The organism is Streptomyces sp. NPDC088354 (genome assembly GCF_044753585.1).
Taxonomy (GTDB): Bacteria; Actinomycetota; Actinomycetes; order Streptomycetales; family Streptomycetaceae; genus Actinacidiphila.
Window position 1 is genome coordinate 65,012 of sequence record NZ_JBIVNJ010000026.1, and the last position, 13,189, is coordinate 78,200.

The 13,189-nt window shown below is 68.3% G+C and carries 13 protein-coding genes and 1 pseudogene; 10 read left to right on the forward strand and 4 right to left on the reverse strand.

Annotated elements, in window-relative coordinates:
• The first annotated feature begins 20 nt into the window (after positions 1 to 20).
• Complete coding sequence (locus ACIP98_RS29580) at positions 21 to 1,010, forward strand: amidohydrolase family protein (protein WP_401978871.1); 990 nt, start codon at positions 21 to 23, stop codon at positions 1,008 to 1,010.
• Positions 1,011 to 1,420: 410 nt separating this feature from the next.
• Here ACIP98_RS29580 and ACIP98_RS29585 read toward each other — a convergent pair whose 3' ends face one another.
• Positions 1,421 to 1,606 carry a CsbD family protein gene (locus ACIP98_RS29585; RefSeq protein WP_319660896.1) on the reverse strand — a complete coding sequence of 62 codons (186 nt, stop codon included), beginning with the start codon at positions 1,604 to 1,606 and terminating at the stop codon, positions 1,421 to 1,423.
• A 172-nt stretch (positions 1,607 to 1,778) separates the two neighbouring features.
• On the opposite strand from ACIP98_RS29585, the gene ACIP98_RS29590 reads away from it, so the two are divergent.
• Together ACIP98_RS29590 and ACIP98_RS29595 are read left to right on the forward strand one after the other, a co-directional pair.
• Positions 1,779 to 1,970, forward strand: a complete 192-nt coding sequence (locus tag ACIP98_RS29590) for a DUF5670 family protein (RefSeq protein WP_401978909.1) — start codon at positions 1,779 to 1,781, stop codon at positions 1,968 to 1,970.
• A 362-nt stretch (positions 1,971 to 2,332) separates the two neighbouring features.
• Positions 2,333 to 2,806 (forward strand): hemerythrin domain-containing protein, encoded by a 474-nt coding sequence (locus ACIP98_RS29595; RefSeq protein WP_319660895.1) that lies wholly within the window; start codon positions 2,333 to 2,335, stop codon positions 2,804 to 2,806.
• A gap of 403 nt (positions 2,807 to 3,209) precedes the next feature.
• On the opposite strand, the gene ACIP98_RS29600 is transcribed toward ACIP98_RS29595, so the two are convergent.
• Positions 3,210 to 4,382 carry a PP2C family protein-serine/threonine phosphatase gene (locus ACIP98_RS29600; RefSeq protein ID WP_401978873.1) on the reverse strand — a complete coding sequence of 391 codons (1,173 nt, stop codon included), beginning with the start codon at positions 4,380 to 4,382 and terminating at the stop codon, positions 3,210 to 3,212.
• 70 nt (positions 4,383 to 4,452) lie between these two features.
• Here ACIP98_RS29600 and ACIP98_RS29605 point away from each other — a divergent pair.
• From ACIP98_RS29605 to ACIP98_RS29630, 6 genes and pseudogenes are all read left to right on the forward strand, one after another.
• A pseudogene (locus tag ACIP98_RS29605) lies at positions 4,453 to 4,972 on the forward strand (hemerythrin domain-containing protein).
• A gap of 954 nt (positions 4,973 to 5,926) precedes the next feature.
• Complete coding sequence (locus tag ACIP98_RS29610; protein WP_319660892.1) at positions 5,927 to 6,865, forward strand: SRPBCC family protein; 939 nt, start codon at positions 5,927 to 5,929, stop codon at positions 6,863 to 6,865.
• Positions 6,862 to 8,037, forward strand: a complete 1,176-nt coding sequence (locus ACIP98_RS29615) for a zinc-dependent alcohol dehydrogenase (protein ID WP_401978875.1) — start codon at positions 6,862 to 6,864, stop codon at positions 8,035 to 8,037. The genes ACIP98_RS29610 and ACIP98_RS29615 overlap by 4 nt, the downstream gene beginning before the upstream one ends.
• 518 nt (positions 8,038 to 8,555) lie before the next feature.
• Complete coding sequence (locus ACIP98_RS29620) at positions 8,556 to 8,813, forward strand: DUF6479 family protein (RefSeq protein WP_319660890.1); 258 nt, start codon at positions 8,556 to 8,558, stop codon at positions 8,811 to 8,813.
• Between the two features lie 64 nt (positions 8,814 to 8,877).
• On the forward strand, positions 8,878 to 9,279 hold the full coding sequence (locus ACIP98_RS29625; protein WP_401978877.1) for a catalase-related domain-containing protein: 402 nt from the start codon (positions 8,878 to 8,880) through the stop codon (positions 9,277 to 9,279).
• Entirely contained in the window at positions 9,174 to 10,829 is a 1,656-nt protein-coding gene (locus ACIP98_RS29630; RefSeq protein ID WP_401978878.1) for an ISL3 family transposase, read from the forward strand. Before ACIP98_RS29625 ends, ACIP98_RS29630 begins: the two co-directional genes overlap by 106 nt.
• A gap of 59 nt (positions 10,830 to 10,888) precedes the next feature.
• Here the strand turns inward: ACIP98_RS29630 and ACIP98_RS29635 are convergent, their stop codons facing one another.
• The gene (locus ACIP98_RS29635; RefSeq protein ID WP_401978879.1) at positions 10,889 to 11,455 is read right to left on the reverse strand and encodes a hypothetical protein; all 567 of its coding nucleotides are present in this window, start codon (positions 11,453 to 11,455) and stop codon (positions 10,889 to 10,891) included.
• 250 nt (positions 11,456 to 11,705) lie between these two features.
• Here ACIP98_RS29635 and ACIP98_RS29640 point away from each other — a divergent pair, with 250 nt between their 5' ends.
• On the forward strand, positions 11,706 to 12,227 hold the full coding sequence (locus ACIP98_RS29640; protein WP_319660889.1) for a hypothetical protein: 522 nt from the start codon (positions 11,706 to 11,708) through the stop codon (positions 12,225 to 12,227).
• Positions 12,228 to 12,296: 69 nt separating this feature from the next.
• On the opposite strand, the gene ACIP98_RS29645 is transcribed toward ACIP98_RS29640, so the two are convergent.
• Positions 12,297 to 12,521 (reverse strand): ATP-binding protein, encoded by a 225-nt coding sequence (locus ACIP98_RS29645; RefSeq protein ID WP_319660888.1) that lies wholly within the window; start codon positions 12,519 to 12,521, stop codon positions 12,297 to 12,299.
• Between the last annotated feature and the right edge of the window lie 668 nt (positions 12,522 to 13,189).

Genomic DNA, 13,189 nt, shown 5'->3' on the forward strand with positions numbered 1-13,189 from the left:
CGGCCGGTTGAGGAGGAGACATGTCCGCAACAGGACGCATCCGCGCGGGCATCATCGACGTCCACGCCCACTGGCTGCCCCGGGAACTGCTCTCCCTCCCACCGGGCTTCCCCCTGGGCGGCATGAACGACCGCGACGGAGAGCTGTACCTCGGCGACAGCCCGCTGTTCTTCCCGACCACGGCGATGACCGACATCGAGGCGGTCATCGCCGACACGTTGAAAGCGGGCCTGGGCGCCCGCGTTGTCTCGGCGCCGCCCTTTGCCTTCCCCGTCTTCGCTCCCGGCGACGCGGACGAATACGTCGCGGCCTACAACGACCAACTCGCGGAGGCAGTCGGGTCCTCGGACGGCACCCTGGTCGGGCTCGGACTGGTCCGCGTCGATGACGTGCATGCCGCCCGTCAGGAGATGACGCGCCTGAAAAGCATGGCGGGCATCGCAGGTGTTGCCGTCCCACCTCTGCGCCAGGGGCAATCCTACGGAACGGGCACCATGCGCGAAGTGCTGGCCGTCGCCGCCGAAACAGGTCTGGCCGTCCTCGTCCACCCGATGCAGCTGCCGCGCCCGGAGTGGGAAGACCACTACCTGGTCAACCTGATCGGCAACCCGGTGGAGACCACCACCGCCGTCGCGTCCGTGCTCTTGACGGGAGTCGTCGAAGAACTGCCGGGGCTTCGCATCTGCTTCGTCCACGGCGGAGGCTGTGCCCCAGCACTGCTCGGACGATGGGGACACGGATGGCGTTCACGGGCGGACGTACGGCACGGCAGCGGCCGACCTCCGGCCGACTCCTTCGCCAAGCTGTACTTCGACACCGTCACCCACGATCCCGAAGTACTGAGACTGCTGTCGGCCCACGCCGCACCGGACCGGATCCTGTGCGGGAGCGACTACCCCTTCGACATGGCGCAGCCCGAACCGGTCCGCTACCTGCTGGACCACGGCCTCGACGCCAAAACACTCGAAACCAACGGCCGGGCTTTCCTCGGCATCCCCAACCCGGACTGAACCTCGTGCCCGGCTGACCGAACCCCCGAGAACTCCGGCGAATACCGCATTCGCAACGTCCGTGTCCGCAGGACCGCGCAGGTGCGCGCACTGCTGCCGGCACATGGGTCGATGGCGAGGCGGGGTGTAGGCGCGGGCTGGAGCTTGAGCAACTGGTGAGCAGTGCCCGGGACGACAGGTTCCGCAGGCTGCCGCGCAGCACGCCGCGGCGCAGCTCCGTCGCGTTCTCCCGCACATCCCAGCCGTCTTGCCACGGGCCGCTGCGCGGCATCAACGAGGAGCGCCTGGTCCGTGTCGGGCCGGCGGATGCGAGCACCCGATGCACTCGCAACTCCCGCGAGGGGCCGCCCCCCATGACGCCCATGACGGGAGCGGCCCCGGAGTCTTGCGGACCCGTTGAACGCCGCGGGTCAGGGGCGGGCGATGTCGTGGCCGACGTCCTTTACCTTCTCCTTGGCCTCGCGGGCGTCGCCCTTGGCCTGTTCGGCGCGGCCCTTGGCGGTCAGCCTCTCGTTGCCCACGGCCTCGCCGACGGTCTCCTTGGCCTTGCCGACGGCCTGCTCGGTCTTCGCCTTGGCCTTTTCGCTGGCAGTCATCCCGCTCACCTTCCTTGGCATCGACGACGTGTGCTGTGACTTCGTCTGACCCGTGCGAAGTGCCGCAAACATGCCGAGCGACCCGAGAGGCCGCGGCGTGTTTTCGTGGGCCCTTCGGCCAGTGAAGAGGCATGGTCTTCGCGTGCTTGCGGGTCGAGGTCAGGGGCACGCGGTGTCGAGGAGGTCGATAACGATCGTTCCCCTGCTTCTGGTACTTCTTCTGGCCCTGATCTTGTTCGGTGCGGGCTTCGCGCTGAAGGCGCTGTGGTGGATTGCGGTGATCGTTCTCGTTCTGTGGCTGCTCGGCTTCGTCGCGCGGTCCACCGGGAGCGGTGACCGCAGGGGCCGCTGGTATCGCTGGTAGACGCACAGCGCAGCGACCGTGGCGCCACGCAGCGCCCTCGTGGGCGGGGCCCAGCCAGAAGTGGCTGGACCCCGCCCACGTTCGTACGTGCCGCGGCGTCAGACCCGGTTCTGGCATGTCCGATGAAGTGGCTCCGGAAGCCTGCGTTCCTTTCTGCGCGGCCCGACCGGCTGGGTCGTGAACACGGCTGGGCAGCGCTTCCCTTGCCGGGGTGGCGAGATGGCGATGGATCTGCGCCGGTGCCGGGCGGTCTGTTCGGGTGCTTCCGAGGAGGTACCGGCCCTTGAATGCGCCCTTGGGGGTAGGCGGAGTGAGCGGCACCGGCGAGCGGTGCCCGCCATCTCACAGGACGAGGAGGCTCCGTGGACGGCATCGTGCTGCTTCGGGACGACCACAAGACGGTCGAGAAGCTGTTCAAGCGTTTCGAGAAGACTGACGCCGGCGCCTACGAGGAGAGGCGAGCGATCGTCGATGAGGTGATCGGCGAGCTCACGGTCCATGCCTGGATCGAGGAAAAGATCTTCTACCCCGCTGCGCGGGAGGCGGCGCCGGACACCACCGACCACGTCTTGGAGAGCGTCGAGGAGCACCACGCCGTGGTGTGGATGCTGTCGGAGCTCAAGGACATGGACCCCGAGGACGAACGCTTCAAGGCGAAGATGACCGTCCTGATGGAGAACGTCCGCCACCACGTCGAGGAGGAAGAACAGGACTGGTTCCCGGAGGTACGCAAGGCCATGGGCCGTAACCTGCTGGTTGAGCTGGGCGAGCAGATGCACAAAGCGAAGGCGGACGCACCGCGCGATCCGCTGGCGGTGCCCTCCGCGAAGGAATAGGCGACCACTCCCGCTTCTCGCTGACGCCGTCGATCGCTCATGCAGGGCAGGCAGACGTGGCGTGGTTCCGCTTTACCGGGACGGCAGCGGGGGTGGCGTAAACCTGTGTGTTGCTGCGGCATGGAGGTCCGTCGAGGCTCTAGGGTGTGCTGGTCCGCCCGGCCGGGATGCGCTGGCACAGGTCAGCGCTGGGCCCCCGGCTGGGCGTTCTGTCCACTGGACGGGCCCGCGACCGACTTGTGGGCTACATGTACGCAGGGTATGCGTCGGCTGCGACGGGGACCCCAATGTCGACCCCTGGTCCACCGCTTCCCTTCCGTGGCGAGACCTGGGGAGAGCGCGTATACCCCCGTACGGCGCAGGGCTTCCTCGCAGCAGCATTGCCGCGACGTTGAGCGACTGGTTACCGTCCCTGTGCTTCACGCAGAGGGTGCCATTCGAAGAGGAGTATGGTCGCGTCGTCACTCAGGCGCCCGTTCTGCGAGGCGAGGATGGCGTCGACGAGTCGCCGCAAGACTTCGGGTGCAGGTTCTCCCGCCGCGACGGCGCGGTTGATGTAGTCGATGAAGCGGTCCTCCCCGAAGCTCTTTCCGGTCAGCCGGGCCTCGGTGACGCCATCGGTGTAGACAAGGATTCGGTCGCCGGGCTTCAGCTGGATGTGGTGGACTGCCCGCTCATCTTCGGGGAGCCGAATGCCCAGGGGCAGACACGGTTCCTGGTGGAAGGCTCCGGACACCAAAATGCCCTCGCGCAGCAGGTAGGGCTCAGGATGCCCACAGTTGACCCACCTCAGGTGGCCGGTGGTCATGTGCAGTTGGAGAAGGACTCCGGTGGCGTAGCGGTCGGGGAACAGCTGCTCGAGATGGTCGTCGATGGTGCGCACGATGGCAGGCAGGTCGGCGCCGGAACGGCGGGCGTTGCGGCAGCCGGCCAGGACCACCGAGGACGTCAGGCCAGCGGCCAGATCGTGTCCCATGGCGTCGGTGACGGCCACGTGCAGCACGTCGTCGCTGACGGAGTGGTCGAAGGCGTCACCGCCGACTTCGTAGGCGGGTTCCACGACGGCGCTGGAGGTGATCAGCTCGGTGCCGATAGTGCGGGGAGGCAGGAATGCCCACACCATCTCCGCGGCCACCCCCATCGTTGTGGCACGCTGGCTGCAAGCCAACTCGTCGCTGTAGGCACCCTTGGTCACCAGTGCCATGGCCACCACGGCAGCAAGGGACTGGCAACGCCGGATCGTCGAGGCTGTCAGCGCCAGGGTCTCCACGCGAAGAACGCCCAGCCGTTCAACGCCGTCGATGATCGGCACGAACAGCACCACCCGGTCCTGCTCACCTGGCTGGATGCGCAACGATTCGGACCGGAAAGCCCATCCGGCGAGACTGGCATGCATGGCCAACCGCTGAGGCGGCTGGGTGCTCCGTGCGTCGGTCAGCTCCACCAGCGCTTTCTGCTGCAGGTCGGCCACGAAAATACCCACCCGGCTCAGGCCGGCATCGGCGTAAATCTTCTGGATCACGCGAGCGAGCCGTCCCGGTTCCGTACGATGCAGCGTGTCCAGCAACGCGTCCATGACCGGGTCACTTGTGTCACTGAAGCCCATGGTCCTGCCAATCTGCGACGCACCCCGATTCCCATCACACGTGAGGCTGCGCAGCGCCGCTTCCGCAGGACACGGGCCGGCACGGCCCAGGGGTGATGAGGAACGCCGTCGTCTGATGGATGAGGCGACCAAGGAACTCGTCCGTCACTCGGCGGCCGAGGAGGTGTGCCTGTACTTTGCCGTCCGGAAACCCGTTCCGGAAGGATGCACTCGCGGACCAGGAACTGAAGGATCACGCCGCGATCGAGAAGACTCTCAAGGAACTCGTACAGCGCGACAGTGACGACCCGCAGTTCGATGAGCTGATCCAGAGCCTGATCTCCGAGGTAGGCGAGCACGTCAAGGACGAGGAACAGCGCCTGTTCCCGATGCTTGCCGAGGCTTGCTCCGCAAAGCAGCCCGACGGCCTCGGCGACAAGGTCCGCACCGTCAGGAAGACGGCGCCCACCCGTCCGCACCCCAGCGCCCCCGACACCCCGCCGGCCAACAAGCTGCTCGCACCCGGTGCAGGTCTCGTGGACCGAGTCAGCGACTTCGTCAGCGGCCGCGGCCGGTCCTGACTGCAGGACCGCCACCCTGCACGACCTTCTTGTACTGCCGGGTGGCCTGGTGAGCGGCTCCCGGGCATGACCTGCCTGCCGGCCCGCGAGAGAGCCAGGCAGGCACGCAGCCCTTTGGCGCCGTCGCCCTGTCTGCCCGCCGACCGAATCGCTGTGTGGGACACTTTCCCGCGCCCACGGGTGGCGCTGTACACGGCTGCGGGAATACCCGGAGAACCGGGCCGTGCGGCGACTTCCTGGCGCTCGGCGCCCTGCGAGGGCTTACGGCTCCGCGGTCGCGGACAGCCGGCCGGGTATCCGAGACGGACACCTCGGCGACCACGCCGCGGCGTGAGCGCCGCGCGGGGTTTCAGCGAAGCCACGCAGGTAAGGCGACCCGCGAAGACGACACAGCCAGATCCTGCCCGTGCGGTGGTTCCCCGAAGGGCCTCCGGCCCTCGGTGACAGGGCCTTGCAGATCAGCCGAGTGGACCTGTGGAAACGGTAACTGCTTCACCAGCACAGACGAGCAGGGCCACACCTTCCCGCCGGTCCCCGATGACTGCTCCGGCTCCGGCATCGGCTGAAATCTCTTGATTCCGCCCATCGCGGAGAGGAGTGACATAAGACATCCCCAGCGGCAGGACTCATCGCGCGCCTGCCGCCCCGACCGGGCCGGCCGACGAGCGGCGTCCAACCCCGGCTTCGGCCGAGGCCGGACGCGCCGGCGTCGCCTGTGATCGCGTCCTACCTGAGCAGCGGCGGCCAACCCTGTCCGGCTCGGGAGGACGGAAGGCAGGCCTGATGAAGCCAGTCAAGTCCACACCACGACCCGGCGACTGCGCTGCCGGTTCGGTGACGAGTCGAGGATCGGACGGGCCACGCGGAAACCCCGGCGTTGTCCGCGACGCAGCCTTCACTCCTCACGCAAGTGGCCCTGCCTTCCCGTCACCCCATCGCACGTGAGGAGCACCCATGAAGACAGACACCCGCTCCACCTCCCCCCTCCGACACGATCCGCTCGTACGCGGCCTCGGCTGGGCCAGCGCGCTCCTGGGTGTGCCCCAGGTCGTCGCCCCGGCGGGCTTCGCCCGGGCCTTGGGCATGGACGACGCGTCCCGGCACCGGACGGTCACGACCGTCGTCGGTGTGCGCGAGCTGGTGGCGGCGGCCGGGTTGCTGGGGCGGCCGCATCCCGCCTGGCTCTGGGGCCGTGTCGGCGGCGACCTCATGGATCTGACGATGCTGACCCGGGCCATGAAGAACCACAACGGTCGCGGCTTCGGCCGCACCGTCGCTGCGACCGCCGCGGTCACCGCGATCACGGCCACGGACGTCTACGCGGCCATGACCCGCACCCATAGGAGCACTCCCGTGGAACTGACCGCGACCACCACCGTCACCCCGCCCCCGGACGAGGTCTACGCCCTCTGGAGCGACCTGGAGCGACTGCCGGACTTCATGGGGCACCTGGAGGAGGTGCACGTCACCGGCCCGCGTACCAGTCACTGGCGGGCCAGCGCGCCGTTCGGCAAGGCGGTCGAATGGGACGCCGAGACCACTCAGGACGTCCCCGGCCAGATGATCGCCTGGCGGTCGGTGGACGGCTCCGACATCGACAACTCCGGCGAGGTCCGCTTCGAGCCCGCCCCCGGCGGCGGGGGCACGGAGATCGGGGTGACGCTGCGCTACGACGTACCCGGCGGGGCGCTGGGCAGGGCCGCGGCGCGTTATTTCGGCGAGGAACCGCACCAGCAGCTGGACGACGACCTGCGCCGCTTCAAGCAGGTCGCGGAGACCGGCGAGGTCGTCCGCTCCGAGGGCGCTCCCGGCGGCAAGCGGGCCCGCGGCGAGTTCCCGCAGCACCCGGCCCGACCGCTGACCGACGGCGAACTGAAGGAGGCCCTGGCATGAAGGCGAATTGCTGGATGGGACGCAACTCGGTCGAGGTGCAGGACGTCCCCGAACCGACGGTCCTGAACAGCCGCGACGCCATCGTGAAGATCACCTCGACGGCGATCTGCGGCTCCGACCTCCATCTGCTCGACGGCTACGTCCCCACCATGCAAGAGGGCGACATCATGGGCCACGAGTTCATGGGAGAGGTCGTCGAGGTCGGCCCTGGCGTCAGTAGTGACAAACTGCGCGTCGGTGACCGGGTCGTGGTGCCCTTCCCCATTGCCTGCGGCGTCTGCGCGTCCTGCCGGGCGGAGCTGTACTCGTGCTGCGAGAACACCAACCCCAACGCCGGCATCTCGGAGAAGTTCTTCGGCCACCCCACCGCCGGCATCTACGGCTACTCCCACCTCACCGGTGGTTTCGCCGGAGGTCAGGCCGAGTACGCCCGGGTGGTGTTGGCTGCCGTCAACGCCCTCAGAATCGAGTCGGACCTCAGTGACGAGCAGGTGCTGTTCTTGTCCGACATCCTGCCGACCGGGTACATGGGCGCAGAAATGTGCGACATCCAGGAAGGTGACGTCGTCGCCGTCTGGGGCGCCGGCCCGGTCGGCCAGTTCGCGATGGACAGCGCCCGGGTCCTGGGTGCGCAGAAGGTCATCGCGATCGACAAGGAGACCTACCGGCTCGACATGGCGGCTGCCCAGGGCTACACGACCGTCGACTTCGAGGACACCGACGTACGGTCGGCACTGCTCGAACTCACCGGCGGCCGGGGCCCCGACAAGTGCATCGACGCGGTCGGCCTGGAGGCCACACACGGTGCCTCCCACGTGCGCCTCTACGACCGGGCCAAGCAGGCGGTCCGCTCCGAGACCGACCGGCCCCACGCCCTGCGCCAGGCCATCCTGTCCTGCCGGAGCGGCGGAGTGGTGTCAGTCATCGGCGTCTACGGCGGGCTGATCGACAAGTTCCCGGCGGGTGCCTGGATGAACAGGTCCCTGACCCTGCGAGCGGGGCAGTGCCACGTGCAGAAGTACATGAAGCCGCTCCTGGGCCTGATCGAGCAGGGCGAGATCGACCCCACCAGGGTCATCACCCACCGGCTGCCCCTGACCGAAGCACCGACCGGCTACGACCTTTTCAAGAACAAGAAGGACGGCTGCGAGAAGGTCGTCCTCACGCCGTGAGGGCAGCACCGATGAACCGCGGCACCATGCGTCGTTGACGCCGACGAGCCGTGCCGGCCCGGCCCTCAAGAGTGTGAGTAGACACGCTGAGACGTGGGCGGCCTTGTCCTGCGCTGGCGGCGAGGCCGCCCGGTCCGGATGCTGCGTACAGTACTGCCGTCGGCCTCTCCCCCCGGAATCTCTTCCCTGAGGTGCCGGCTCGCCGTCCCGGATGGGCCGCGGGCTCAGGCACCGCCGTGCGCCCCATTGATGGGCCGTGCGGGGCGAATCCCTGCCGAATATCTCGGACGGGCAACAACTCGCCGCACCGTATCCAGTCTCCGGGAGAGGTACGGATCAGAGCGGCAGGCAGACGGTACGCAAGGCACTGCTTGAGCTGCCGTGTGCGCCGTCGCCGACTTCCGTGCCCTCCTCAAGCGCGCGGCCGAGCTGGACGTCTGCCAGGGGGCCTTGCCCGGAGAGTACGGCGACGGGCAGGCCCCCGGCGTTGAACGCCGCCGAAGGGGTAGCCGACTCACATGCGATCACTGAACGAAATCCAGCTCGCCGTATCGCACGCCATGGTGGTCGGCACCGTGCCGCTGATCGTGGGTGTGGTCCTCGTGGTGATTCTCGTGGGGGCGGTCGTGGTCGGTCGTCGGTATCGGGCGCGGCAACCGGCTCCTGAGCAGGCCGCACAGCCCCGGGCCAAAGCGTGGAGCACGCGCGAGGAGCACGGGATGCCTCCGCAGCCGGACCACGGTCCCGGCCATCAGGACGGCATCCGCCACGGTTGAGCGCAGCGGCGGGAGCCGGCCCGTACACCGAGCACCCCACCCCGATCGCGCGGCCCCCGCGAAGGTGCGCCAGGCGCCAGCATCGTTCGACGACCACTTCAGCCAGCCCCGGCTGTTCTGGCTCAGCATGAACCCCGCCGAGCGAGAGCACATCGTGGCGGCCCTGCACCTTCGAGCTCGGCAAGTCGTCCAAGGCCTGGGTCTGCCCGCCCCCGAGCCTTCCGAGCCGCTCGCGGACGTACAACTCAGTCCCACGCTGTCGCAGGTGGGCCATATCGACGGTCAGCGAATTCGGCTCTGTCGGGGATCTTGTGATGTCGCAGGGCTGAGCTGGGCAGTCTCCGGGTGTGCGGTTCAGGGGTGTTGGGGCGGCTGCTGCCGCATCTGTCCGGTGTTGTCATCGAGTCGATCAAGCGGGCGGCCGGGGTCATCACGCTTCGCGCGGGGTGTCAGTCGACGCCGGTGAGATGCCCGGGGTGCGGGATGCCGTCGTGGCGGGTGCACGGCCGGTACGTTCGCCGGCTCGGGGACGCGCCCGTGGCTGGCAGCCCCGTGGTCATCGAGCTGACCGTGCGCCGGTTCAAGTGTCTGAGCAGCCGGTGCCCGGCGGTGACGTTCGCCGAGCAGATCGAGGGGCTGACCAGGCCGCATGCCAGGCAAACGCAGGTACTGCGGTCGATGCTCGCCTCGATCGCTCTGTGCCTGGCGGGCCGTCCCGGCGCCCGCCTTGCCGCGGCCCTTGGGATCCGCATCGCCAAGGACGCGCTGCTGGACCTGCTCCGCTCGGTTCCGCAGCCACCGGTTGGCGCCGTCAGATTCCTGGGAGTGGACGACTTCGCTCTGCGCAAGGGCGACTCATACGCAACGATTCTGGTCGATCTGGAAGCCCGCCGCCCGGTCGATGTCCTGCCTGGCCGGGACGCCGAGCCGCTGGCCGCATGGCTTCGCCGACACCCGGAAGTGGAGGTGATCTGCCGTGACCGGGCCGGCGCCTACGCGGAAGGGGCCCGAAGCGGTGCCCCGCAGGCGATGCAGGTCGCCGACGCCTGGCATCTGTGGCGGAACGTCGTGGACGCGGTGGAGAAGACGGTTGGCTCTCACCACGGGTGCATCCAGGCCGCGTTCGCGGCAACCCCGGTCATGGCGGAGGTAACCGCGAAGGACCTGGTCACGCCGGAGCCGTCCAGGCCGGTGGCTGTGCCGTTCGTCCCGCCTGACGGCAAGCTCGACGTCATGGGCCAGCCTCGGCGTCTGGTGGCCCGCACCACAGAGAGATACACGGCGGTCCAAGCGCTGCTGGCCGAGGGCAAGTCCCTGGCGGCGATCGGCCGGACACTGCGGCTGGACCACTCCACTGTCCGCCGTTTCGCACGCGCCGCCAGCCTCGACGAGCTCCTGACCAAAGCCACCGGACGACTGTCCGTGCTGGACGAGCACAAGCCCTACCTCCACGCCCGCTGGCTGGAAGGCTGTCACGACATTCCCCAGCTCCACCGCGAACTGCGCGAGCGCGGATTCACCGGGAGCATCCAGTGCCTCCGCCGCTACTTCCGTGCCTTCAGACCTCCCCGCCGACCAGGACGGAAGCAGCAGCTGGTGTCCCAGCCGCAGCCCAGGCCGGCCCCGAAGCCCCGACGCGTAGTCCGCTGGATCATGACGCACCCCCAGCACCTCGCGGCAGTCGACGCTGCGGAACTGAAGGAGATCCGTACCGCCTGCCCTCACCTCGACGCAGCCGCACGGCACGTCCACGATTTCGCCGAAATGCTCCATGACCTCCGCGGAGACCAGCTTCCCGACTGGATGGAGCGACTCCTTGCTGACGACCTACCAGCCCTCCACTCGCTGGTCAGCGGCCTGCGACGCGACTTCGACGCAGTCACCGCAGGACTCTCCACACCGTGGAGCTCCGGCCAGGTCGAGGGCCAGGTCACCCGTGTCAAGCTCATCAAGCGCATGGCCTACGGCCGAGCCAGCCTCGACCTCCTACGCCAACGCGTACTCCTCGGTCCATGACCCCGCGGCATCGCAAGATCCCCGACAGAGCCGAACTACGCGAACGTCCACAACACTCTTCAGATGTGGGAAGTGAGGCCGGTATCAGGGTCGTGGGAGATCAGCGTCGGCATCCCCGGGTCATACCGGACGACCTCGCCGGTCAGCAGGGTCCGTCGTTGACTGGCCGTCGAGACCTCGACCAGGAACCGCAGCACGGCGGCCACCCCCGCCCCGTCAAGGACGTCCTCGGGCCAGACGGAGAACTCGATCTCCTCTTCGTCGCAGGGCAGGGCGAAGAACCAGACGGCGCCGAAGCGGGCCCGGAAGGCAAAACTTGTTCCCAGGCCCTCCGGCTCGTCTGCCCAGACGCGGAAAAGGTCGGCGAAGTCCGGACGTACGGGATCGAGCCGGGGGTAGGGGTGCTCTACCTCGGTCTCGTCGGCTACAACACGCAGGCGTTCGAAGACCGCGATCCACTCGACGCGGGTCACGTCGAGGACCCGAATGTCCCTCAGGCTGCCATCGAGATGGAAGACATCGCACATCCACGGCTCGGGCAGGCACCGCCCGCGGGTACCGTACTCACCGGCGTGGACGTCCTCGTGCGTCAACTCCACCCGTCCCCTCGCGTTCGTCTCTCCCATGGCACCAAGGTAAGAGGTCGCCACGGTACGGAAGGACCTGCCCGGCCGGTTCAGGGGTGGGTGATCTCATATTCCGGGTCCTCCAACATCACAAGATCCCCGACAGAGCCGCGAATTCCCCAGGTCGAACGCCAGATAATTCCCCACCGGCTCGACGCCTCGGGCCGCAGGCGGAAGATGCGCCGCGACAATGCCTGACCGCCCTGATATCCGGTCGATGGGCCGGAGCTCGTTGCCATACTCTCGCGCGGTGACGAACAACGTGGAGACCGGCGAGGACCTCCGTGTTCTGCTGCGGTGCCTCAGCCGGCGCTTCGAGGGCCTCGGCGCCGATGCGCCGCAGATCGACGACATCCTGCTCCGCTGGGCCGGCACCCTGCCTGACGAGGGTCCGGAGCCCGGCTGGCAGGGCCTGGCCGACCAGTTGCTCAGTGCGCTGGACGCGCCGTCGGTCGGGCTCGCCGAGCCCGCGCCCCTTGGAGACGAGCCGCCGGTCTCTTCTCCTGGAGAGCTACGAGTCTTGCTGCTGGCCCTGGCCGCCGACTTTGCCCGGGACCGTGCCTGGACGCAGGACAGGCTGGCCCAGGGACTTTGGGCCGGTGACGGCGGCGGCTGGGCGAGCGGTTCGATGGCCCAGTTCCTGGAGTCGTGGGAGGCCTGGCTCGGGGCCAGGCTAGGCAGGCCACCGGCGTTCCCGGGCGTCCCACCGATCGAACCGGTGACCTGGGCCTCTGTGGCGTGGCAGCTCGGTGCGGCCCGCGTCTACGAGTGAACGCCGCCGGCCGGCCTGATCAGTGTGGCTGGTCAACCTGATCAGACCGGCCAAGCGCGGTGGGAGAAGTCACTTGTCAGTGGGGTTCTTTGGACGCTTGTTCGGCCGGTAGCTGGGGCCGTTCATGATTACTTGGTGGCTGGTGTTGATCAGCCGGTCCAGGAGCGACTCGGCGACGACGGGCTTGGGGAAGAGGGGATACCAGTCGCTGGGAGCCCGGTTGCTGGTGATGATCAGCGAGCGCCCTTGCCGCTCGGAGACCAGTTCGTATTGCCTGTGCTCGGGTTGCTCCACGGACCCAGGAAGCCGTAGTCGATCTGGGCTTACGAGCCCGGCTCGACGTCGTCCCGCAGCACCGTCACCTTCGACCGGACCGACTCGTCCGGGAGGGTCTCGGTCACCCACCGGCGGAACGTCGACAATGACACCGCCAACTTCCCCTCGTCTCTGAGGCGCTGATGGATCGTGGTCACCGTGGTCGTCTCCAGCAGCCCCTTGACCCGGTCGCGGTGCGGCTCGATCTCTGCCCACGTGACCTGGTTCAGTCGGCGCCGGGCCGGCTCGGGAACCAGCTCTTGATCAGCTTGCCCCAGTCCGCCTCGCTCGTGGGCGGCCCACCCGGGGCCATCTCCGAAGCCTCCGCTGGCGCCAGATACTTCCTGATCGTCTTGCGGTCTACCCCCAACGAGGCCGCGATCTGGTTCTTCGACCGGCCCGCGTACCAGTGGACTTAGTCACTCGCGGGTCAAACCACCTGATCCGGGGTATTCACGCTTCCGCCGTGGTCAAGTTCCCCCTGGGGACTCGTGACCACGCCCCTGGCCGATTCCGTGACCACGAAGCCGAGGTCACTTCGCTGCTGGGAGCCCACCGCGAGTGGGAGCGTCCGACGGTGAGGCCGCCCTGCGCGGTTCCCGGCTTCCTCGGAGAGTGCCATCGCCTGAGCGGGGGGCCGGCTTATG

Bases quoted from the DNA above. Each gene is read 5' to 3' on its own strand.
- ACIP98_RS29620 (WP_319660890.1), top strand. From the start codon at position 8,556: ATGCGATCACTGAACGAAATCCAGCTCGCCGTATCGCACGCCATGGTG.
- ACIP98_RS29600 (WP_401978873.1), bottom strand. From the start codon at position 4,382: ATGGACGCGTTGCTGGACACGCTGCATCGTACGGAACCGGGACGGCTC.
- ACIP98_RS29635 (WP_401978879.1), bottom strand. From the start codon at position 11,455: ATGGGAGAGACGAACGCGAGGGGACGGGTGGAGTTGACGCACGAGGAC.
- ACIP98_RS29610 (WP_319660892.1), top strand. From the start codon at position 5,927: ATGAAGACAGACACCCGCTCCACCTCCCCCCTCCGACACGATCCGCTC.
- ACIP98_RS29580 (WP_401978871.1), top strand. From the start codon at position 21: ATGTCCGCAACAGGACGCATCCGCGCGGGCATCATCGACGTCCACGCC.
- ACIP98_RS29585 (WP_319660896.1), bottom strand. From the start codon at position 1,606: ATGACTGCCAGCGAAAAGGCCAAGGCGAAGACCGAGCAGGCCGTCGGC.
- ACIP98_RS29615 (WP_401978875.1), top strand. From the start codon at position 6,862: ATGAAGGCGAATTGCTGGATGGGACGCAACTCGGTCGAGGTGCAGGAC.